At 53.5% G+C, this 21576-nt stretch carries 20 protein-coding genes; 12 read left to right on the top strand and 8 right to left on the bottom strand.

Annotated elements, in window-relative coordinates; all coding sequences use genetic code 11:
* Positions 1-35: 35 nt before the first annotated feature.
* Positions 36-158, top strand: a complete 123-nt coding sequence (locus HALTITAN_RS25905) for a DUF1016 N-terminal domain-containing protein (RefSeq protein ID WP_233974174.1) — start codon at positions 36-38, stop codon at positions 156-158.
* A 202-nt stretch (positions 159-360) separates the two neighbouring features.
* Here HALTITAN_RS25905 and HALTITAN_RS03995 read toward each other — a convergent pair whose 3' ends face one another.
* A complete protein-coding gene (locus HALTITAN_RS03995; RefSeq protein WP_039857812.1) occupies positions 361-1146 on the bottom strand; it encodes a sulfite exporter TauE/SafE family protein in 786 nt (261 codons plus the stop codon).
* Positions 1147-1245: 99 nt separating this feature from the next.
* On the opposite strand from HALTITAN_RS03995, the gene HALTITAN_RS04000 reads away from it, so the two are divergent.
* The 3 genes from HALTITAN_RS04000 to HALTITAN_RS24425 are packed head-to-tail and all read left to right on the top strand — an operon-like array spanning position 1246 to position 5256.
* On the top strand, positions 1246-3069 hold the full coding sequence (locus HALTITAN_RS04000) for a CocE/NonD family hydrolase (RefSeq protein ID WP_009286317.1): 1824 nt from the start codon (positions 1246-1248) through the stop codon (positions 3067-3069).
* 55 nt (positions 3070-3124) lie between these two features.
* Positions 3125-4483, top strand: a complete 1359-nt coding sequence (locus tag HALTITAN_RS04005; RefSeq protein WP_223828050.1) for a short-chain fatty acid transporter — start codon at positions 3125-3127, stop codon at positions 4481-4483.
* Positions 4423-5256: a GntR family transcriptional regulator gene (locus tag HALTITAN_RS24425; protein ID WP_051051822.1), complete on the top strand. Its 834-nt coding sequence runs from the start codon at positions 4423-4425 to the stop codon at positions 5254-5256. Before HALTITAN_RS04005 ends, HALTITAN_RS24425 begins: the two co-directional genes overlap by 61 nt.
* A gap of 99 nt (positions 5257-5355) precedes the next feature.
* Here HALTITAN_RS24425 and HALTITAN_RS04015 read toward each other — a convergent pair whose 3' ends face one another.
* Entirely contained in the window at positions 5356-6234 is an 879-nt protein-coding gene (locus HALTITAN_RS04015; protein ID WP_009286318.1) for a YicC/YloC family endoribonuclease, read from the bottom strand.
* Positions 6235-6339: 105 nt separating this feature from the next.
* Complete coding sequence (locus tag HALTITAN_RS04020) at positions 6340-7356, bottom strand: substrate-binding domain-containing protein (RefSeq protein WP_009286319.1); 1017 nt, start codon at positions 7354-7356, stop codon at positions 6340-6342.
* 300 nt (positions 7357-7656) lie between these two features.
* Here HALTITAN_RS04020 and HALTITAN_RS04025 point away from each other — a divergent pair, with 300 nt between their 5' ends.
* From HALTITAN_RS04025 to HALTITAN_RS04045, 5 genes are all read left to right on the top strand, one after another.
* Positions 7657-8640, top strand: coding sequence for a substrate-binding domain-containing protein (locus HALTITAN_RS04025; RefSeq protein ID WP_039857817.1), 984 nt, complete (start codon positions 7657-7659; stop codon positions 8638-8640).
* Between the two features lie 76 nt (positions 8641-8716).
* Positions 8717-10204, top strand: coding sequence for a sugar ABC transporter ATP-binding protein (locus HALTITAN_RS04030; protein WP_039857820.1), 1488 nt, complete (start codon positions 8717-8719; stop codon positions 10202-10204).
* Complete coding sequence (locus HALTITAN_RS04035; protein ID WP_022521073.1) at positions 10197-11195, top strand: ABC transporter permease; 999 nt, start codon at positions 10197-10199, stop codon at positions 11193-11195. The genes HALTITAN_RS04030 and HALTITAN_RS04035 overlap by 8 nt, the downstream gene beginning before the upstream one ends.
* Positions 11192-12184 carry an ABC transporter permease gene (locus tag HALTITAN_RS04040; RefSeq protein ID WP_039857823.1) on the top strand — a complete coding sequence of 331 codons (993 nt, stop codon included), beginning with the start codon at positions 11192-11194 and terminating at the stop codon, positions 12182-12184. The genes HALTITAN_RS04035 and HALTITAN_RS04040 overlap by 4 nt, the downstream gene beginning before the upstream one ends.
* Before the next feature lie 13 nt (positions 12185-12197).
* On the top strand, positions 12198-13754 hold the full coding sequence (locus HALTITAN_RS04045; RefSeq protein WP_009286321.1) for an FGGY family pentulose kinase: 1557 nt from the start codon (positions 12198-12200) through the stop codon (positions 13752-13754).
* Positions 13755-13877: 123 nt separating this feature from the next.
* On the opposite strand, the gene HALTITAN_RS04050 is transcribed toward HALTITAN_RS04045, so the two are convergent.
* Together HALTITAN_RS04050 and HALTITAN_RS25205 are read right to left on the bottom strand one after the other, a co-directional pair.
* On the bottom strand, positions 13878-14762 hold the full coding sequence (locus HALTITAN_RS04050; RefSeq protein ID WP_039857826.1) for a D-alanyl-D-alanine carboxypeptidase family protein: 885 nt from the start codon (positions 14760-14762) through the stop codon (positions 13878-13880).
* Positions 14763-14803: 41 nt separating this feature from the next.
* A complete protein-coding gene (locus HALTITAN_RS25205) occupies positions 14804-14989 on the bottom strand; it encodes a hypothetical protein (protein WP_152419219.1) in 186 nt (61 codons plus the stop codon).
* Between the two features lie 478 nt (positions 14990-15467).
* Here HALTITAN_RS25205 and rph point away from each other — a divergent pair, with 478 nt between their 5' ends.
* Positions 15468-16190 carry a ribonuclease PH gene (rph, locus tag HALTITAN_RS04060; RefSeq protein WP_170834128.1) on the top strand — a complete coding sequence of 241 codons (723 nt, stop codon included), beginning with the start codon at positions 15468-15470 and terminating at the stop codon, positions 16188-16190.
* Positions 16191-16317: 127 nt separating this feature from the next.
* Here rph and HALTITAN_RS04065 read toward each other — a convergent pair whose 3' ends face one another.
* Positions 16318-17085 carry an exodeoxyribonuclease III gene (locus HALTITAN_RS04065; RefSeq protein ID WP_009286323.1) on the bottom strand — a complete coding sequence of 256 codons (768 nt, stop codon included), beginning with the start codon at positions 17083-17085 and terminating at the stop codon, positions 16318-16320.
* 141 nt (positions 17086-17226) lie between these two features.
* Here HALTITAN_RS04065 and pyrE point away from each other — a divergent pair, with 141 nt between their 5' ends.
* Positions 17227-17892, top strand: coding sequence for an orotate phosphoribosyltransferase (pyrE, locus tag HALTITAN_RS04070; protein ID WP_039857831.1), 666 nt, complete (start codon positions 17227-17229; stop codon positions 17890-17892).
* Here the strand turns inward: pyrE and HALTITAN_RS04075 are convergent, their stop codons facing one another.
* A complete protein-coding gene (locus tag HALTITAN_RS04075; RefSeq protein ID WP_022521067.1) occupies positions 17893-18363 on the bottom strand; it encodes a tRNA (cytidine(34)-2'-O)-methyltransferase in 471 nt (156 codons plus the stop codon).
* 110 nt (positions 18364-18473) lie between these two features.
* Here HALTITAN_RS04075 and rep point away from each other — a divergent pair, with 110 nt between their 5' ends.
* Positions 18474-20543 carry a DNA helicase Rep gene (gene rep, locus HALTITAN_RS04080; RefSeq protein ID WP_009286326.1) on the top strand — a complete coding sequence of 690 codons (2070 nt, stop codon included), beginning with the start codon at positions 18474-18476 and terminating at the stop codon, positions 20541-20543.
* A gap of 106 nt (positions 20544-20649) precedes the next feature.
* On the opposite strand, the gene HALTITAN_RS04085 is transcribed toward rep, so the two are convergent.
* A complete protein-coding gene (locus HALTITAN_RS04085) occupies positions 20650-21525 on the bottom strand; it encodes a c-type cytochrome (protein ID WP_039857834.1) in 876 nt (291 codons plus the stop codon).
* Positions 21526-21576: the final 51 nt, after the last annotated feature.

The raw sequence follows: 21576 nt of genomic DNA on the forward strand, positions 1-21576 counted from the left end.
GCGAGCAGCAGCTCTCACAACAGCTTACCGAGCGGCTGGGAAAGGGTTTTGATATCTCTCATCTACGCAATATGCGCCAGTTTTATCAAAGCTTTCCAAAACGGAACGCAGTGCGTACCGTTTTGAGCTGGACTCACTATCGGACTCTGCTGCTGTGATCAGTTTCTGTTTATTTGGTTGTAATAGGTGCTAATTTCTCAAGAGAAACATGTGCGGTATTGGCTCTACTCGCTGATCATGCAGAGAGCGCACCTAGCACTTTAACCCTGGGTTCATAAACAACTGAAAAGCTTTGGTTTTCACCTAAAATAGGTGTGCCTGTTATTAGCTGACGATACCCGTTTCAAAAAAAAATAATATTTAACCCAGTAGAAAATTTAAACCAACAACAATCAGTAGACCTGCAAACGTTAGCTTTAGCACTTTAGCTTTAAGGCGGGAGGCGACTAGTGCCCCCAGCTTAGCGCCGGGCATACTAAGGATCACAATCCCAACAAAAGCGGGCCAATAGACATAGCCAGTTGTCCAGCTCACCGAGGTTTTCGTATCGCCGACGACCATAGCGGTAATAGCACCGACGATAGCAATAGGAATACCAGCCGCTGCCGAGGTGCCTACTGCTTGACGCATAGGAATACTGTGTCTTTCTAGAAATGGCACCATCAATGTACCACCACCGATTCCAAATAGAGCCGAGGCTAAGCCGATCGAACTACCCGCTATGAGCATGCCGTTACGACCGGGTAACGGATAACTGCCTACCGAGCGAGAGTTAACCAGCACTTTAATTGCCAATATTAAGAAAAATACTCCCAGTAACAGCGAAAGAGTTTTTCCAGAGAGCACGTCACCCACAACAACACCGTTGATCGCTCCGAAAACCAAGCCAGGCAACAGCAACCACACGCAATCCCTCCGAACATTGCCGTGGCGGTAATGTGCTCGCGCCGATGATATGGAAGTAACGGCGATCGTAGCTAGCGAAGTTCCCACCGCCAGGGATAAGGCTAAATCGTCATCGACCTGTTGCCATCCCAATATCGTAACCAATAACGGCACTATCACTACTCCCCCACCGATACCAAATATACCTGCGAGAAAGCCAGCTAACAGGCCGATAAGCGGATAGATCGCTATTTCATTCACCTGTGCCTCCACGGTGAAATTTTATACAAATAAATTTGACATGTTAAAAACTAAAATACAACCTTACAAAAACCAATCACAAAATATGGAACCTGATGCATGGAAAATATGGCTCTATTTTGGCCCGAAAATTGGCTGGCAAATCGACCACCCTGCTTTGAAGGTCAGCGCTTATTCTCGCGCTATCTCACCATGCGTGATGGGGTTCAGATCGCCATCGACGTACATCTGCCTGGCACAATAGAGGCTGAAAATGACCGCTTCCCGGTAGTGGTATTTTTTACTCCTTATTATCGGCGAATGAAGTTAAAGCCGGGAGCACCAGAGGGAACCGAAGATTGCCCGAATATCGCCATTTTTCGTTCGCTCCTTCTTGCTCGTGGCTATGCATTGGTAGCTGTCGACGTACGCGGTAGCGGGGCATCCTTCGGTACACGAAATGGACTCCGCTCGCCGAATGAACGTGGCGATTATCTGGAAATTGTTGAGTGGATTAACCAGCAACCTTGGTGCAAGGGATCAATAGGGGTTACGGGCATCTCCTACTTGGGCGCTGCTGCCGATTTCACTGCTTCTTGGGCTCATCCCGCTGTAAAAGCTATCGTGCCGCATTCCGCAGTATGGGATACCTGGTCAAACCAGCTCTATCCTGGGGGAGTCATGTGCCGCCGACTAGTTAAGGAGTACGGCAATCTGATGGAGGCTCTTGATGACGACAGAGCTGAAGTCCGCAGTAAATTCCCCTATTTTAAAGGTGATTACTACGATGGCCCCGCACCCGTCGACGAAGATGAAGACGGGAGCATTTTAGAGAAAGCGCTGAAAGATCATGTTGCTAACTTCGACATGGCAGACTTTGTCCATCAGCTAACGTTTAGAGACCGTGCACTACATACCGATCCTGACTTTACATCAGAAATCATTAGTCCCTACTACTACGCCAACCAGACAGCGGATGCACAAACTGCTGTCTATACCATCTCTGGCTGGATGGATGGACACTATTCCCGGGGAGCGGCGCTCCGCTACCAATGGCAGCAAAACCCGCACAAGCGTCTGATGCTTGGGGCCTGGGATCACGGTGCTCGTACCGGCTCTAGCCCTTACCATAACGATAAGACCCCACAGACTAAAGCTTTGGCAGAAACCTTACGCTTCTTCGACGAATACCTAATGGGTCTTGATACTGGAATGAGCGATGAGGCCCCAGTTCACTACTACACCGTAGGTGAAGAGCGATGGAAATCAGCCAATGAATGGCCACCAGCAGAAACTAACTACCGCACACTCTTCTTTCAAGAAAGCCACCGGTTAGGCATAGAGCCACCAGCCACGAAAGAGGCTTTTGACCACTACGTAGGTGATTATAGCTGCGGTACAGGTGAAAGCTCCCGCTACAATCGGCTATATGCTCAAAACGTCGATAATTACTACTCCGACTGGCACGATCGCGATAAACGGATGCTGTGCTACACCACCGATGTTTTTGAGAAGAATATAGAAGTGACCGGTCATCCGATCATTCGGTTGTATCTGACCAGTGATACGCAGGACTGTGCTTTGTTCGTTTATCTGGAGGATATAGATAAGAGTGGCAAGGTTCACTATGTAACCGAAGGAGTTTTCCGAGCTTTACACCGGCGTATTGCAGAAGGCCATACCAATATACCCAACATTGGCCCCAGTCATAGTTTTCTAGAACGTGACGCTCGTTACATGACTCCCGGTGAATGCAGTGAAATCACTTTTGATCTTTTGCCAACCTCGTGGCTGTTTAAGGCTGGCCATCGATTACGGATCGCTATTGCTCTGGCAGATAGCGATCACTTCTCGCGCATTCCAGATGGAGTAATTCCCACAATCGAAGTTTATCGCAACTCAATACAAGCATCCTGCATAGAGTTGCCAATCATTGAGAGTTAGCAACCCCGCCCCCTCAACTATTTGAAGGGCCAAAATCTTAAAAAGGTAAAACAAAATGTCAAAAAGAGATGCCTACATAAGCAAAAGTTGGAGCCCAATGCAGGCTTTAACAAGAATAAGCCTTAAGTTTGTTGAGAAATGCTTGCCTAACGCGTTTCTGCTTGCCATGGTGCTAAGCATTGTAGTCTTTCTTCTTGGCATGATATTTGGGGGGCAAAGTGCCAGCACAATGTTTAACGGGTGGGGAGAAGGTTTTTCAAAACTTTTTACGTTTGCTATGCAAATGTCTCTGATTCTACTTACCGGGTTTGTAATAGCAAAGACGCCTTCCGTATCGAATATGATCGATCGACTTGCGTCTATAGCTAAAACACCTACTCAGGCTATCGGTATTATAGCAGTATTTGGAATGGTCACATTCTACATAAATTGGGGTTTTGGTATGATCGCCGGTGCATTCATGGCCCGAGAAATGGGGCGCCGAGTGCCAGGCTTGCACTTTCCTCTAGCCGTTGCTGCAGCTTATGCTGGTGATATTATTCGTGGTATGACTGCATCTATTCCGTTACTGATGGCGACTGAGGGAAACTTCATGCAAAGTGTGGTGGGAGTTATTCCTGTTACAGATACGCTTTTCTCTTGGTGGAACCTTGGGCTATCTGCTGCCCTGCTTTTTTTAGTTTATTGGGTCTTTACTAGAATCAAACCAGAAGTGGATGAAATAAGGCCGTTTAAAGACGTAATACTAGACACCCCTGCCGAGAAAGTGAATACCAAAGGAATGCCCTGGGTTGAAAAACTTGAGCACTATCGGATTCTTAACCTTGCACTCGCTATATTGCCTATTGGTTACATCATAGTTAATTTTCAACAAATTGGATTCAACCTGAACCTAAACATGTTAATTGTAATTTTTTTAGCAATAGGGTTATTACTTCAACCGAGCCCAGCATCTATTGGAACTGCAGTCAAAGAAGGCGTTCTAGCATGCCGTGGCATCATTATGCAGTTCCCGTTATATGCAGGTATTGCTGGCATGGTTCAAGTATCAGGACTCGCTGATGGAATATCTAATTGGTTTGTTAGCATTGCCAATGTTCATACTTTTCCAATTGTGACATTCATTTCTGCAGGCATTGTTAATATTTTTATACCATCAGGGGGAGGCCAGTGGGCTATTCAAGGGCCGATAATGCTTGAAGCGGCTAAAAATTTAGGCGCCGATATTCCTCAGACGATTATGGCTTTTACTTGGGGCGATGCTTGGACTAACCAAATGCAACCATTTTGGGCTCTTCCACTGCTCGGTGTAGCTGGGCTTTCGGCGCGCGATATCATGGGATACTGCCTTATGTGGACGTTGATCTGCGGGGCGGCAATCATGGCGACTTTCGTGCTGCTATCAATGGTCTAGGCTTTACCATCGAACTGCCGGTAAATGTTAGAATTAGGCGGCGCTGGGATAATATCAACCAGCGCCGTCACGCGTTCAACATGGAACAGTTCATGGCAACAACACAGAAAGGCAGTCTCAACGACCAGGCATTCGATATACTGAGAAGCGACATCATTTCCTGCCACCTCAAGCCTGGAGCCACCATTACAGAGGTATGGCTCACCAAACATTATGCCCTAGGGAAGGCGGCTATACGTCACGCTTTGGCCCGCTTGACCCAGCAGGGATTAACGGTCAACCAGGGACGGCTTGGCTACATCGTCGCTCCAATCACTATTAAGAGCATTCGTGAAAGCTACCAGATACGTCGTTTGGTGGAACCTGAACTCTGCCGACTAGCGGCTGGCAAGCTTGATGCTGAGACTTTAGCGATGCTGCGAACTTGCAGCGAGGCCACCTATGATAGCCAAAAGGCTAGCGAAATAATTACCTTCTCACATGCAAATCACCGTTTTCATTGTCTGATCGCACAAGCCGCTGGTAACGACCGTTTAGCACGCCTAATCCAGGAGCTATCAGACGATCATTTACGTATCTCTTATGTCAGCATGGTATATAACCAATCAGATAAAAGATGGAGCGACGACCACTCTAAAATTGTGGATGCGCTTTATGCCAATAATGGAGAAGAGGCTGCCCAGCTTATGGCTGAGCATTTACTTCTAGGCGAAGAAGCAACTATGCGAGCTATTCTCAACCTTCCAGAGCTGCTGGAGACCTCTTTAAGTTAGGACAGCACAGAAAGAGTAGCCACCATCAATGAAGCACTCTCAACAACCAGCAAATAATCCATGCCCGGTCAGCGAGATATATTCATCAAATCCTTTCCACTACTCAATATTCTGAATCTGCTCCCGCATCTGCTCAATCAACACCTTTAGCTCAACCGCGCAGCGTGTCGTCTCAGCTACCACGGATTTTGATGAGAGGGTGTTGGCTTCGCGGTTGAGTTCCTGCATCAGGAAGTCCAAACGGCGGCCTTTGGGGCCTTTTTGAGAGAGCTGGTGGCCCACTTCTTCTATATGTGCGGTCAGGCGATCCAGCTCTTCATCCACATCGGCTTTTTGCGCCACAAGCACCAGTTCGGCTTCCAGGCGCTGGGGGTCGAGTTCAGTTTTGGCGACTTCCAGGCGTTCCAGTAGTTGGGCGCGTTGGCGCTCAAGAATCTGCGGCAGCAGGCTACGCACGGTGGCTACCTGCTCGCTTACGGCGGTTAGTCGGGTGGTGATCATCTCGGCGAGCTTTGCGCCTTCTCGGGCGCGAGCGTCGATTAGCTCATTCAGTGCCTGATCAAACAGGGTTTTGGCGGCGGCTTTGATGGCGTCTTGGTCGAGATGCTGGGCTTCCATCACACCGGGCTGGTTGAGTAGCGCAAGCGTGGTGGGCGGCACGGCGCTGGGCACTTGTTGCTGTATGGCGGTTAGCGCATCAGCAATAGCGGCTAAGCGGGCGCTGTTAACGGCGGGGGCTTGGGCAGTTTCGGCGCTCTCAAAGCGAACACTGCACTCGACTTTGCCACGGGCTAAACGGGTGCGCAGCGCTTCACGCAGCCCTGGCTCTAGGTCACGCAGGCTTTCATGCAGGCGGAAGTGAGGCTCTAAATAGCGCTGGTTCACCGAGCGAATTTCCACCTGCAGGGTGCCAAACGGGGCAGCCTGCTCGGTGCGGGCAAAGGCGGTCATGCTGTGTACGCGGCTGGAAGTGGCCATGTTTCATCCTGGTAGTGAATAACGGTGTATAAAGCATTGCCAACAGTCGTGTCTAAATGGCTAGCCTATTCATTCGATTCAGTAAATGCTGTGCGAAAGAGCGTATCAAACACCCATTATTTCTGGCTGAACCTCTATGAGCAGACGGGAATCCCGCGGTGGCGTATCAATCAGCTCGAAGACGCGGTCGATCATCTCGATCACATTTTGCCGAACCATCATCAAACGCGGATGAAAGGCAGCGGCAAGAGGATCCCAGTCAAAACAACCAAAAATAATGTCATCTAGATAATAGCCATTTAGCTGTAACCCACGAACGATGCCCTCAAGAGAAATCGTGGAGTTGACGAACATAGCGCTGGGCAGAGTAGACCGGTTACGCATGTATGTTGCCAACGCAGCCTGGGCCTTATCGGCAGCATAATCGCAGGGGAGGATATTCTCTTCCGCCGTCGCCAGCCCCACCTCCTCTCTCGCTTGCTTGAAGCCGGCAATACGCTCGCGGGTATTGTGATCCTCATCACGGCCGCCAATAAATAGCACAGGGTCATCACTGCGCTTCTCTTCAGCAAGGCGGTTGAGGATGGCATGGGTAAGCTGTCGCGCGCCATCACGGTTATTGGAAATCACCGACGGTGCCTTACTGCCAGGAAGATCGAGATTAATGCTTTGCACGCCGCTCTCTGCACACATCTGTGCAATCGTATCCGGATCCGTTGCGCCGGTGCATACCAGGCACTCAACACGGTAAGCCAGCATCATTCGGGCTGCTTCACACTCTTGCTTGGGATCTCGATTCGTACACGAAACAATCGCAAACAGCCCCCGTCGACGTGCTTCTGATTCGAAATGTTGGGCTATCGAACTGAAATAGCGGTTGTCGTACAGCGGCAGGATCATGCCGATGATACCTGAGCGTTCGCGCCGCAAGGCACGGGCCTGCATGTTGGCCGAGTAGCCTTCCGACTGGGCGAGCGAAAGAATTTTGCTGGCAAGTTTCTTGCTGATGCGACGGCGCTGCCAAGTGCCGTTGAGCACGGCACTGACGGTACTGGGCGATGTTTCTGCCAACCTCGCCAGGTCGTAAATAGTCAGCCGCTTGGATGAAGAGTCGCTAACCACGTGGCAGCTCCTTGCGATTAGATAAAAGTAGCATTGACGTGATGATGCAATAGATCAATCCTACGCTATGCACAACCGATTGTGCATTCTCGACTAAATGACAATAACGATAGCGATGACGCATCGCTTAGGCACCACTCAACGTATCCAGCACTGTGTAAAGCTCCTATGCATTGTGAGGCTCGGAAGCGTCTGCGCCATTTTATTTGACCATGACGCAACGTACAGCAGCACTATTAAAGCGCTTCAATGCACTCTATTCCACTGACTGGGTCAGCCAACAGCAAGCAGGAAATCACAATGAAATACAAAGCACTTCTTACCGCAGCTACGCTAACAGGCATTATCGGCAGCACCGGCGCAATGGCTCAGGAGTCTCCTACGATTGCCGTGGTCGCCAAGGTGGGGGGCATCCCCTGGTTCAATGCCATGGAAATGGGCATCGAACAAATGGGTGAAGAGCTTGGAGTAGAAGCCTATATGGTAGGCCCCACCAGTGCTGACCCCGCCCTGCAGGTACGCGCGATAGAGGATCTGATCAGCCGTGGCGTTGATGTCATTGGCGTTGTCCCGAATGATCGTGAGGTTCTTGAGCCGGTATTGGAACGAGCACGTGATCAGGGAATTATCGTACTGACCCATGAAAGCCCCGAATCGGTCAACATCGACTACGACTTTGAAATGATTTCAGCGCAGCAGTTAGGTGAAGAGCACGCCAAGCTATTGGCTGACACCACCGGCTGCGAAGGCTCTTATGCCGTTTACGTTGGCGGCCTCAGCGTTCCCGCTCACAACGCCTGGGCAGATGCTGCCGTGAGCTGGCTCGATGATAACTGCTCGGGCTTGACCCAGGCCGCTGATCGTTTCGGCGTGGCCGAAAGCGTCGATGACAGCCGCAACACCACCCTGGACTTGCTGCGTGCCCACGAAGATTTGGCCGGCATCATGTCATTTGGTAGCCAGGGAACCATCGGCGCTGCTCGGGCCGTGAAAGAGCGGGGGCTGGAAGGGGATGTGGCCGTTATGGGCCTGTTCTCTCCTGGCCAGGGGCGCCGTCTGGTGCACGAAGGTGTGATTACCGGTGGTTTCCAGTGGAGCCCTCTGGACGCGGGCAAAGCGTTCGTTGCCCTGGGTGAAATGCTCTATAACGGCGAAGAGATTACCGATGGCGCCGAATTGCCGGTACTGGGTGAAATTACCCTGGACGGCAAAACGATCTTTGCCTCACAGCCACTCAAGCTGAGCAAAGATACCGTGGATGAGCTGGCAGAGCTCGGCCTGTAAGACTGCGCTTATTGATCGTGTAAAGGCTGCCGCGCTCCTGAAGAGCGCGGCAGTGATGTTGAGAGAGGAGCCTCCAATGGGCGATATCGCGATTCGAGCGCGTCACGTTAGCAAGATTTTCGGTCAAAGCCGGGTGCTCGATGATGTCGAATTCGAACTTCGCCGGGGTGAGGTGCTTTGCCTTGCAGGTGAAAACGGTTGTGGCAAAAGCACGCTCATTAAAATTATTAACGGCGTATACACGCCTGAAGAGGGGGTAGAGCTTTCGTTTGGCGATGAAACGCTCTCTGCCATTAGCCCGATAGAGGCGCGCAACCGGGGCATCCATGTGATCTGGCAAGATCTCGCGCTGTTCCCGCACCTGACCGTCGCGGAAAATATCGTCTTCGATGACTACGTTGCCAAGCCTTGGCGGCCTATTTCCTACAAAGATGCGCTGACGCAATCCCGCGAGATCATTCAGCAGTTTGGCCTCGACCTGGATCCGATGGCCCGTGTTGAAGACCTTTCGATTGCCCATCGTCAACTCGTTGCGATTTGCCGCGTGCTGCGTGCAGGGGCCAGTATCATTTTTATGGATGAGCCCACCGCCTCGCTTACCTATAAAGAGGTGCAGACGCTGCTGGGCATTACCCGCTCACTGGCGGCGAAAGGCATTTCCATTGTCTTGATCAGCCACCGGCTGGTGGAAGTGTTGGAGGTGTGTCAACGCGTCACCGTGCTCCGCAACGGGAAGTTGGTCGGCACCTACCCCACCGAGGGGATGACCCAGGCACGACTTTCAACCCTGATGACCGGGCTTGAACTTGAGTTTACCCCTCGTGCTGAAACACACAAAGGCGCCCCGGTACTGGAGCTTAAAAACTTAAGTCGTGAAGGGGAATTTGAAAATGTCTCTTTCACCCTGCATCGCGGTGAAATTCTTGGCCTGACGGGTTTGCTGGGCGCAGGGCGTACCGAAATAGCCCACACGATTTTTGGGATGACCCAGCCCACTTCAGGGCAGTTGCTAAAAGAGGGGCAGCCGCTGGCGCTGCGTTCCAACCGCGATGCCGTGCGCCATCGCATTGCCTATCTTTCTGAAGACCGACTCAATCTTGGCCTGGTGCAAAACCAGTCCATCAATATGAATACCGCAGTGACCGTATTACCAAGGCTGGAAAAACCGCGCTTTTTTCTCTCCCCTCAGCGCATCAAGGCACTGACCGCCCACTGGATTGAGCAGCTTAAAACCAAGGTGAGTGATCCCGAGCTTGCGGTCTCCTCATTATCCGGCGGTAACCAGCAACGCATTGCACTCGCCAAATGGCTAGCCACCGAACCCGACGTTCTCATTCTTGACTGCCCGACGATTGGCGTCGATGTAGGCGCCAAAGCCGGTATTTTCGACATCATCAGAAATCTTGCCGACCAGGGCATGGCCATCATTCTGATTTCGGATGAAGCAGGAGAAATCTGGATGAACGCAGACCGTGCGCTCGTATTGCGCGAGGGGCGCATCTACTCCGAGGTTATACCTGCGGAGACCACGGAAGAAGCGCTGGAGGCGATCATCAATGCATAAACGACTGCTAAACAGAAGGATCGGCACTGAAGGTACTCTATTGAGCATCCTCATGCTGCTGTGCGTGGTGTTAGCACTTGCGACCGACAGCTTTCTCACCTTTCAGAACCTGTTTGACCTGCTTAACAATCAGTCGGTCAATATCATCTTTGCAGTGGGCCTGGTCGTCGTTCTGATTGCGGGTGGGATAGATATTTCCTTCGCCGTGGCGGCATCCGTGGTGCAGTACGTGGTGCTGTCACTCCTGATGAATTACCTGGGCGGAGGCAACTGGTTACTTGGCATCCTGCTTTCGATGCTGGTTGGTATGCTACTGGGGCTCTTCAATGCGCTGCTGATCCACCGCTTCCGAATTGTTTCGATCATCGTCACTATCGGCACATTTAACCTGTTTTTCGGCCTCTTGATGTACTTCACCAGCGGGGTATCCATCTACGACATCCCCGATTGGCTCTACTACTCGGTTCCGTTGCTTGACCTACCCGCCGAACGCGGATCAGCCACGCTCTACTTACCCGCGGCAGTTATGGTGGTGATGGTAATACTCACCTGGTTCATTCTGGCCCGCACCGGTTTTGGGCGCGCGATCTACGGTTTCGGATCAAATCCCGAGTCCGCCCGCCGCTCTGGCGTTAGTGTCTGGAAGATCCATGCCTTTGCCTACGGCTGGCTGGGTCTATGCGCGGGGGTGGCGGGCCTGATGCAGGCTCATATCGTACAAGAGGTCGTGCCCAACGCCTTGATAGGCCAGGAGTTGCCAATTCTGGCGGCTGTCGTGCTAGGCGGCGCCACCCTGGGCGGCGGGCGCGGCTCAGTGCTCGGCGCTGTACTGGGCGTGCTGCTTCTCGCCGTTGTCCAAAACGGCCTGAACCTGCTGGGCGTCACTCCTTACGCCTTCCGCATGATTGTCGGGCTGATTATCTTGATTGCGATCACCACCAGCAACCTAGGCAACCTGTTGCCCCGCACCACCAAGGCGAGGAACGTATGAATAAGCGCCTGAATAAACAGCCCTCCACGGCCGGACTCCGCCTGGGGGGCGATAGCATTGAAGTGGCCGCCATGACGGCTCTGCTCATCGGCAGTATTGGACTCTTCTCGCTATTGGCACCGGGCTTTCTGACCGCCACTAATTTTGGCTCGATGTCGATGCAGCTGCCGGAGCTGGGGTTACTCTCACTGGCGATGTTGCTGCCCATCATTTCCGGTGGCCTGAACCTCTCGGTTACCTTTACCGCCAATATCGCAGGGCTGATGACCGCTTGGCTGGTACAGGGGTTACTGGCGGGCATGGGCATACTAAGCGTTCCCATAGCGATTATCGCCGGGCTTGCCGTCGGCGCTGCCGCAGGCTTTTTGATTGGCGTTATCGTTGCCTATGTGGGCGCCCACCCCATTTTGGTTTCCCTTGGGGCAATGATCTTTCTGCAGGGTGTGGGTGAGTTTTTAACCCGCGGTGGCGGTATTTCAGGCATGCCGGAGGTATTTCAAACCATCGGCAGCGGCAGTTTTCTGGGCATACCAATCCCCATGCTGATCTTTCTCGCCGCTGCCGCAGGGTTGATCTACATCATGCATTTCACCCGCACTGGCTTTTCGATTTATATGCTGGGCTCCAACTCTCGGGCGACGGAGTACTCGGGCATTAACGTCAAGCGCGTGCTGATCACCGTCTACACGATTTCCGGCATTTTGGCAGGGTTAGCGGGCATGGTGATGCTCGCCCGCTTTAACTCTGTACGTGTAGGCCACGGCGAGAGCTACCTACTGATTACGGTTTTGGCCTGTTTTCTGGCCGGGGCAAACCCCTTTGGTGGCTTTGGCCGCGTACTGCCACTGGTGCTGGGCTTGATGAGCCTGCAGGTAATCGCTTCCGGCATGAATCTGATGGGCGCCAGCCAGCATCTAGCCACCGCGGTATGGGGGGCTTTTCTAATTATTGTAATGGCACTACGTATGCCATTTATTAAACAGTCGTGAGTAAGGTTTTCCCATGAGTCATCAAGAACATGTTCTAGGCATTGATATCGGTACGGGCAGCGCCCGAGCAGGCATTTTCACGCCGGATGGCGTGATGCTTGCCGAAGCGAAAACACCCATTGCAATGCATCGCCCTGCCGAGCATCACGTGGAGCAAAGCTCAGCGGATATCTGGCGCGCGGTATGCAGTGCAACCCAGTGCGCCCGCGAGGCTGCCGGTGTAACGTCCGATTCCATCACCAGTATGTCGGTGAGCGCCACCTGCTCGTTGGTGCTCCTTGATAAGCAGGATAAGCCGCTAGCGCTCTCACCGGGCGATGAGGCGTGGAATATCATTGTGTGGATGGATCATCGGGCAACCGCAGAAGCCGCTGAGTGCACGGCTACCCAGGCAGCGCCGCTGCGCAATCTGGGTGGCGTCATGTCTCCAGAGATGCAGATGCCTAAGCTCATGTGGTTGAAGCGGCACCGGCCCGAGCTCTATGCAAAGATCGGCTACGCTGGTGATCTAGGCGATTGGCTGGGCTTTAAATGCACCGGCTCTCTTGAACGCTCGGTCTGCATGCTCTCCTGCAAGTGGACGTTTGACCCACGCCCTGGTCATGGCTGGGATCACGACTTTCTAAAGCAGATAGATATGCAGGATGTACTCGAGTGCGCCCGATTACCCGACCAAGCCCTTCCCGTGGGCGTAGCACTTGGGCAGTTGACCGAAGAAGCCGCCGATGACTTGGGACTGACGACTCGGTGTACCTTCGCAGTGGGCATGATTGATGCCTATGCCGGTGCGCTTGGCACGCTAGGCAGAAGCCTCGCTGATGCTCCCGAGCGCCGCCTTGCCGTGATTGGCGGCACTTCCACCTGCCATATCGGCGCCCAGCCGGTGCGGCGAGAGGTACCCGGCGTGTGGGGTCCTTATCCGGGGGCGCTATGCGACGGTTTTGTTGCCAACGAAGGGGGGCAAAGCATTACCGGTGCCCTTCTAGATCACCTGGCGGCACTATTTTCAGCCAGCAGTGAATTCGGCGACGATCTTCACGGCGCGTTATCAGACCTTCTACTCGAGCGCTTGGCATCCGGCGACCCAGCTCCTGACACCCATGTTTGTCCTGACTTCATTGGCAACCGCTCACCCTTGGCGGATCCGGAAATTCGCGGCTCCATCACGGGATTGACCCTTGATACTCCTCGCGAGAGCTTCATCAAGGTCTATTGGGCGGCAGCCACCTCGCTGGTTTACGGCACCCGCGCCATCATAGAGCGTATGAATTCCCATGGTTATGCCATCGATACCCTGCACCTCAGCGGAGGGCATGGACGTTCAGCACTGCTGCGAAAGCTCTATGCCGACGGTACCGGTTGTCGGGTTGTGCTGGCGGATGCGCCGGAACCCGTACTACTTGGGGTAGCCGTGGCGGCGCTGGCTGCTCAGGCCAATGGTGAGATGCTTAGCGTTGCCAATGGCCTCGCCCCAGGCGAACAAACATTAGAGCCCGACCAGGCAATGCAGGCGCTGCACACTGCGCGTTATGCCGCTTTCAAGAAACTTTACGAAGGGCGTCTCGACTGACACAGCCAACCTGTTTCATGGGGTCATTACATGAGTAGTGCGTAGGCGTCCGAAATCCGGGAACAAAACATAAACATCGTTCCCACCCGGAGCAATGATGCATCAGCGGTGCAAGGTACAGATTCAGACGGTGCCACGTGCTAATTCATTACTGAGGTCAACCAATTTTAAATAGTCGTGGTATCGCTCCTCTACTGTTGGTGACCCAAACGATACTGAGACGCAGATCCCTCCGTTCTTAGTTGCCGAAACAGATGCCAGGTTGAATATAGCTGGCCACAGCGTGCCCGTTTTCCCGCCAAGATATTGCGGAAGCGAGAATTCCGGTACAGCCCGTCGCGTTGAGGAGTGAAAAGCAGACTTTAAAACCAGCCTGCGCGGCACCGGTCCCGTTATCCCGATAGCAAAAGCTTTGGCCCCCCAAACCCTCGTAATCGGGCCATAGATCAGACATTTCTTCACCAACAATGATAAATCTCGGGCGGTAGATCGTTGTCCGCGTACCGCCAACCCGTGTGGGTTTAGGAATTGCGATTTCGTCATCCCAAGATTTCGAGCGGTCGTGTTCATTTCCGCAACGAAGCGTTGCACGGCGTCGTGACTTGTGCATGTCTTCGATCCCAGCATCATTTGGCCAAATGTCCGCGCAATCAGATTGGCTGCTACATTTGATGACGGCACCAAAAGGTTAGCGATGCTGTCGCCGAGTGAAAGGCGGTCTCCTGCATGAAGGTTACGACCAGATCCTTCGACATCATCTTCAGGAACCATCTCTAGCTTGAAGCTTTTCGGCAACTGGAAGTTACTTGCCATCTCGATAGCAACGATGGCCGTCATCAGCTTGACGATTGACGCAGGCGCCATTGCCTTGTCGGCATCCTTCTCATAGATGATGACATCAGAGCCAGTGGAGTTGTGGGGCAACTGCAAACAGATCGCACTTTTCGCGGCGAGGTCGGGCGTAGGGCCTATTGATTTGCGTTCATCATACGGAGCGTGATTAGCCAATTCCGTTATTCCCTACTGTTGTCGTCAACGGTCACTAGGATTCAGATGACAAAGATGTCGTCTGCGCTCAGCGACGACGAATTTGTCAAAGTTGCAAACCAGATAGCAGTCATCGCTCCGTTGCCATCCGGGTCGTAGGATAGGTGGTTAGCCCATGTCACGTTATCATTTGTGATTGCATCCGCGATTTCTTCAATTGTGGCGACGTAGTTTGGATCGAATGACATGATCTGTTGCCTCTGCTGCGAAATCGATAATGACCATACCCAAGCTGATTTTGCGCAAGGCTGGTTGCTTATGCAATGTTGAATAGGCGACGTTTCCCGCATTTTCTAGGGCGTAGTGGCTTGGCGATTTCCTTTCCCTTGGCTCCAAGCAAATACCGCCAGAGGCCCATAAATCTTATAGCCACCGATTTCCTGCTCACCGAACACATCGCAGATATGGTGCTTTGTTGCCAATTTTGAGCCGCGCAGCAGCTTCTATTCCTTGTTGCGTGAGACGGAAGTACCATCCGTCCATAAGTTCCTATTTCGCTCACGTATTTCGGACGCCTACGTACTACTCTTGAAACGCCCCTTTCAAGACGCTAGCTGGATGTTAAGCCCATCAGCGCACTCCCAGACGTGTACAATGGACGGCTTTTCCCAGTTACGCGTTTATCGAGAGGTAATATTTGTGAGCAGTGCTAAGCGTCCTGATGTTGTGCGCCCCAGTGGTCGCGAAGCCGACCAGCTCCGTGAGATTCGCCTGACCCGCGATTACACCCGTCATGCGGAAGGCTCCGTACTGGTGGAGTTTGGCGATACCAAAGTGCTGTGTAATGCCAGCGTAGAAGCCGGTGTGCCGCGCTGGCTGCGCGGCAAGAATCAGGGCTGGGTCACCGCTGAGTACGGCATGCTGCCCCGCGCCACTCACACCCGTAGTGGCCGTGAAGCGACCCGCGGCAAGCAAGGCGGTCGCACGCTGGAAATCCAGCGTTTGATTGGCCGTAGCCTGCGCGCCGCGGTGAATTTGAAGAAGCTGGGTGAGTTCACCATTACTGTGGATTGCGATGTGATTCAGGCCGATGGCGGTACCCGTACCGCGGCGATTACCGGGGGCTGCGTAGCACTGATCGATGCGATCCGTTATCTGCAACGCGAGAAGAAGATCAAGGGCGATCCCTTCAAGCAGTTGGTGAGCGCCATTTCCGTGGGTATTTATAAAGGCGTGCCGGTGCTGGATCTGGACTACCCGGAAGACAGCAAGGCCGATACCGACCTGAACGTGGTAATGACCGAAAGCGGCGAGCTGATCGAAGTACAGGGAACCGCCGAGGCCGGCGCCTTCACCCGTGCCGAGCTAAATGACATGCTCGATTTAGCCGAGAAAGCAGGCGATGCACTTCGCGACCATCAGCGCGAAGCGCTGGGTATTCGAGGGTAATGAAGGTGAGGTGTGAAGAGTAAGGCGTATAAAAACAACAGGCCAGCTAAATGCTGGCCTGTTGTTTGTCACCCCGGCTAATCAGCAAGGGTGACAGGCGACGCGGGAAAAGTTCGTTGCCTAGCGCTTAAAGCGCTAGGTCGTACTCAACGATTAGCGGTGCGAACTCTGAGAAGGTCGCATCGTAATCGATCCACGCGTCGACCACGTGGCGGCGGAAGTTGGGGCCGACTAACTGATAGTCGATCCGCCAGCCTTCCTGGCGCTCACGAGGCACGTCTTGGTCAAGCTTCGGCCACCAGGTGTACTCACCTGCATCGCGGTTAATTTCGCGGAAGGTGTCGATAAACCCGGTGGGACCAAGCACCTGATCCATCCAGGCGCGCTCTTCCGGGCGGAAGCCTGAGGTCAGTTGATTATCCGACCAGTTAGCCAAATCGACGGTTTTATGGGCAATATGCCAGGTACCGCAGAGGATGTATTCGCGGCGTTTGCGCGACATCTTCGTCAGGTACTCTTGATACTGCTCCATAAACGCCTGTTTGGCTTTTTGGTCACTTCCGTCAGGCATCAGGAAGGAGACGATACTGAAGCGTTCATAATCCGCCTGCAGAAAACGTCCTTCATGATCACACTGTGGAAACCCAAGGCCATACATAATCGCCTTGGGAATTTTGCGGCAATAGAGTGCCACACCGGAGAAACCGTCCTCTTCGGCATCCAGGAAATAGCCTTCATAGCCTTCCGGATACAGAATGTGGTCACCCAGTTCAAAACTTTTTGCCTTGATGTTCTGCACGCAGACCACGTCGACATCCTGCTGAGCCAGCCAGTCCAGGAAGCCACGATCGACGGCATCACGAATACCATTGACATTGATGCTGGCAATTTTCATAAATCGTCCCTTTTGCGTCGCTGCTGTATGATACCCGACGTTTAGACGTTTGGGTAAAGGCAGCTAGTAAAACTTGCCATTTACCCCACTTTTATTGTTGCTTTCGTACTGATTTAAACCTACCGCCTAGTGAGGAATGCCGTGGCCACCACTCTACAACCCTACCAGCGCGATTTCATTGCCTTTGCCATTGAGCAAGGCGTGCTTAAGTTTGGCGAGTTTACGCTTAAATCTGGCCGCGTTAGCCCCTACTTTTTCAACGCAGGGCTGTTTCAAACCGGTCGTGCGCTGGCCAAACTGGGGCGTTTTTACGCCCAGGCGATTGTCGATAGCGGCTTAAACGCCGATGTGTTGTTTGGCCCGGCGTACAAAGGTATCCCACTGGCGGCAGTCACCGCGGCGGCACTGGCCGATCATCACGACCGGGATATGCCCTACGCCTTCAACCGCAAAGAGGCTAAAACCCACGGAGAAGGCGGCAATATTGTGGGCGCACCGCTTGCTGGCGATATTTTGATCATTGATGACGTGATTACCGCGGGCACCGCGATTCGCGAAGTGATGACGCTGATTGAGCAGAGCGGTGCTCAGGCCGCCGGGGTAATTATCGCACTCGACCGTCAAGAGCGCGGCCAGGGCGAGCAGAGCGCGATTCAGGAAGTGCAGGCTCAGTATGCCATGCCGGTGGTCAGTATCGTTACCCTGGAGCAAGTGCTCACTTATCTGGAAGAGCATGCCGGTGGCGAAATGCTCGCCTACGCTGAAGCGATCAGGGCTTATCGTGACCGCTATGGGATTGCTGGCTGATTAGACCTGCAACGCGCCAGCAAAACCTTGCTGGCGCCACGCCTCGTAGCTCACAATAGCCACGGCGTTGGACAGGTTTAGGCTACGGTTGTTCGGCTGCATGGGCAGGCGCAATTTATGCTCCGAAGTTAGCGCTTCATGCACCTGGGGTGAGAGCCCAGCGGTTTCAGAGCCAAACAGCAGTACATCGCCTGGGGCAAAGTCCGCATCGCTGTAGGTGCGCGTGCCTTTGGTAGTGATCGCCCAGATGCGCCGCCCCTGCATGGTTTGCTGAAAGGCGCTAAAATCGGCGTGGCGAGTGACGTTGTCGAGGTCGCGGTAATCCAGCCCGGCGCGACGCAGCTTCTTCTCTTCCAGGTCGAAGCCAAGCGGCTCAATCAGGTGTAACCGGCAGCCATTATTGGCCACCAAGCGCATGATATTGCCCGTATTGGGCGCCATACGCGGTTCAAAAAGCGCTACTTCAAACATCTCCACCTGCCTGTTTATTATGCATTCGCCAAGCGGACGATTGTACTTGAAACCGTACTTGAAATCGTAATTGAAACCGCCTGCAACTCTCGTAGAGGACGACCGACGCCATGACGCCCGCAACGCCCAAGAGCATTCTTAGCCGCATCAAAGGGCTAAACCCGCGCCAACAGGAAGCCGTGCGCTACATTGATGGCCCTTGCCTGGTGTTGGCGGGTGCAGGTTCCGGTAAAACCAGCGTTATCACCACTAAAATTGCCTATTTGGTGCAAGAGTGTGGGATGAGCGCGCGCAGAATCGCCGCGGTGACCTTTACCAATAAAGCCGCCCGAGAGATGAAAGAGCGCGTGGGCCAGATGCTCCACGGCAAGGAGGGCCACGGGTTGACGGTCTCTACCTTTCACACCCTGGGGCTGAATATTATCCGTGGCGAGCTTAAAACCCTGGGCTATAAACCGGGCTTTTCGCTATTTGACCCGGAAGACGCTAAAGCACTACTGCGCGATTTGATGAATAAAGACGCTCAGGTGGACGCCGAGCAGATCAACGCCGTGCAGAGCAAAATTTCCACCTGGAAGAACGACTTGGTGCTGCCCAGCGATGCGCTCTCGTTTGCGGCTGATGACGATGAGCACTTTGCCGCTCGGGTGTATGAAGCCTACGTACGCCATTTAAAAGCCTACAACGCGGTGGATTTCGATGATCTGATTCTGCTGCCGGTGGTACTGCTCAAGAACGATACGGAAGCACTAGAGCGCTGGCGGCGCAAAATCCACTATATGCTCGTCGATGAGTATCAAGACACCAACGTCTCCCAGTACCTGCTGGTGAAACTGCTGATGGCGGAGCGCTCCACCTTTACCGTGGTAGGCGACGATGACCAGTCGATCTACGCCTGGCGCGGTGCACGCCCTGAAAACCTGATTACCCTGGGTGAGGATTTCCCACGCCTGAAAGTCATCAAGCTGGAGCAAAACTACCGCTCTACCGCCACGATACTGCGCGCCGCCAACACACTGATCGCCAATAACCCCCACGTTTACGAGAAGACACTATGGTCTGATATGGGCGACGGCGCGCCTATTCGAGTAATCGTGAATCGTCATGAAGAGGCGGAGTCTGAGCGGGTCGCCAGCGAAATGCTCACCCGGCGTATCAAGGAAAAGGCCGAGTGGCGGGACTTTGCGGTGCTTTATCGGGGCAATTTCCAGGCCCGCTTGTTAGAGCTTAAGCTGCAGCACTACCAAATTCCTTACAAGCTCTCCGGTGGTACGTCGTTTTTCTCGCGCAACGAGATTAAAGACACCATGGCTTACCTGCGCCTGCTGATTAATCCCGCCGACGACAACGCTTTTTTGCGCATTGTGAACGTGCCACGCCGCGAAGTGGGCCCTGGAACGGTAGAGAAGCTCGCCAACTATGCTACAGAACGCTCAATTTCGCTGTTTGCCGCCTGCCATGAGCTTGGGTTGGAGCAAGTATTACCGACCCGAGCCGTGGAGCGGTTGTCGCGCTTTACCCACTTTATCGACGGCGTGCGCAAGCGCATGGATCAAGGCGATGCCATTGCCGCCATTCGCGACATGCTGCGGGATATGGATTACGAAGCTTGGCTGTATCAAAACGCCAGCGCGCCCACCGTCGCCGAACGTCGCATGGCCAACGTGTGGATTCTAATCGACCAGCTAGAAAAATCCCTCAACCGCGACCCAGAGGACGATACCGATTCCACCGAGACCGAAACCGACGGCGTAGAAGCAGCTATTTCACGCTTGGTACTGCGCGATATTCTGGAGCAGCAGGCGGAAGAGGATGACTCGGATAGAGTACAGCTACTCACCATGCACGCCTCAAAAGGCCTGGAGTTCCCCCACGTCTATTTAATGGGCTTGGAAGAGGATCTACTGCCTCACCGCAACGCCATCGAAGTAGGCACTGTGGAGGAGGAGCGGCGGCTGGCCTATGTGGGCATTACCCGGGCGCGGCGCACGCTAACGCTGACGCTTGCCCGCCAGCGCAAAGCCTACGGTGAACTGATGGACTGTACGCCCAGCCGCTTTTTAGACGAGCTTCCCGGGGAGGATTTGGAGTGGGAAGGTCGTGCCGATAAAGAGGATCCGGATAAGAAGCAGGCCCGCGGTAAAGACGCCATTGCCGGGCTGCGTTCGCTGCTGGGGTGATAAAGTGGGAGTTATAAAATTAGGCTTTTAAAAAAAGAATATCCACAGGGCGGCGACTAAAACACCCTGTGGATAAATTTACCAAGCTAAATCATTGCTGCTTACTTTACTGGGCTTCAGCCATTAAATAATCGACAACGGCCATCACTTCTTCATCGGAAAGATTGGGATTACCGCCTTTGGCTGGCATAGCGCCGATACCGTTAATGGCGCTGGCGTAGAGCTCATCAGCCCCCTTCTCTAAACGCGCCGCCCAAGCTTCTGAATCGCCAATTGTCGGTGCGCCAGCAACGCCGTTATCGTGACATGCCACACAGCCAGAGCTTGCGTAGAGGGCTTCACCGTCTAAGTCGCTGCCACCGCTGGCTTCTTTAACTGCTGCCGCGTCTTCTTCACTCGCTGCATCGTCGTTAGAAGCCATTTCTTCAGTTGCCGCTTCACCTTCAGCAGCGGCGGTCTCTTCGGTAGCGGCCTCATCGGCGGCACCTTCGTCGCTAGAAGCTTCGGCCTCTGCAGCAGCTTCATCACCGCCACTCAACTCGGGCACTTCCATAACCGGCTCAACCATATAGGCGACCGCCGCTTCCACTTCTTCATCGGAAAGGTTGGGGTTACCGCCTTTCGCCGGCATGGCGCCAATACCGTTAATAGCGTGATCTAGCAGCGTGGCGAAGCCTTGTTCAGCACGTTCAGCCCAGGCCTCTTCATCACCACGAATAGGTGCGCCCGCAGCGCCCGATTCATGACAGGCGCTACATACATTACCGTAGATGCCCTCACCGTCGATATCACCGCCACTGCTACTATCGCTAGGAGGTGCCGCTGCGGTGCCACAGTCTTGGCCTTGTAAACAGAGTTGACCCACCGGCGCCAAACGCTCGGCAATCGCATCACGTGCGGCGTCATCTTGGGCATAAACACTGGATGTGCCCGCCATGAAGCCGAGGGCCGCCAGCCCGCTCATGATCAGCTTAGCTTTCACTCTCACCACCTCTTGAGTATTGTCATCAAACTTTTATCCTCAACCCCTGTG

The organism is Vreelandella titanicae BH1, from assembly GCF_000336575.1.
GTDB lineage: Bacteria > Pseudomonadota > Gammaproteobacteria > Pseudomonadales > Halomonadaceae > Vreelandella > Vreelandella titanicae.

Excerpts from the sequence above, each read along its gene's own strand:
- HALTITAN_RS04005 (WP_223828050.1), top strand. The coding sequence starts at position 3,125 with ATGTCAAAAAGAGATGCCTACATAAGCAAAAGTTGGAGCCCAATGCAG.
- HALTITAN_RS04000 (WP_009286317.1), top strand. The coding sequence starts at position 1,246 with ATGGAAAATATGGCTCTATTTTGGCCCGAAAATTGGCTGGCAAATCGA.
- HALTITAN_RS04045 (WP_009286321.1), top strand. The coding sequence starts at position 12,198 with ATGAGTCATCAAGAACATGTTCTAGGCATTGATATCGGTACGGGCAGC.
- HALTITAN_RS04075 (WP_022521067.1), bottom strand. The coding sequence starts at position 18,363 with ATGTTTGAAGTAGCGCTTTTTGAACCGCGTATGGCGCCCAATACGGGC.
- HALTITAN_RS04025 (WP_039857817.1), top strand. The coding sequence starts at position 7,657 with ATGAAATACAAAGCACTTCTTACCGCAGCTACGCTAACAGGCATTATC.
- HALTITAN_RS04015 (WP_009286318.1), bottom strand. The coding sequence starts at position 6,234 with ATGGCCACTTCCAGCCGCGTACACAGCATGACCGCCTTTGCCCGCACC.
- HALTITAN_RS25205 (WP_152419219.1), bottom strand. The coding sequence starts at position 14,989 with ATGTCATTCGATCCAAACTACGTCGCCACAATTGAAGAAATCGCGGAT.
- HALTITAN_RS04035 (WP_022521073.1), top strand. The coding sequence starts at position 10,197 with ATGCATAAACGACTGCTAAACAGAAGGATCGGCACTGAAGGTACTCTA.
- rep (WP_009286326.1), top strand. The coding sequence starts at position 18,474 with ATGACGCCCGCAACGCCCAAGAGCATTCTTAGCCGCATCAAAGGGCTA.
- HALTITAN_RS04065 (WP_009286323.1), bottom strand. The coding sequence starts at position 17,085 with ATGAAAATTGCCAGCATCAATGTCAATGGTATTCGTGATGCCGTCGAT.
- HALTITAN_RS04040 (WP_039857823.1), top strand. The coding sequence starts at position 11,192 with ATGAATAAGCGCCTGAATAAACAGCCCTCCACGGCCGGACTCCGCCTG.
- HALTITAN_RS04030 (WP_039857820.1), top strand. The coding sequence starts at position 8,717 with ATGGGCGATATCGCGATTCGAGCGCGTCACGTTAGCAAGATTTTCGGT.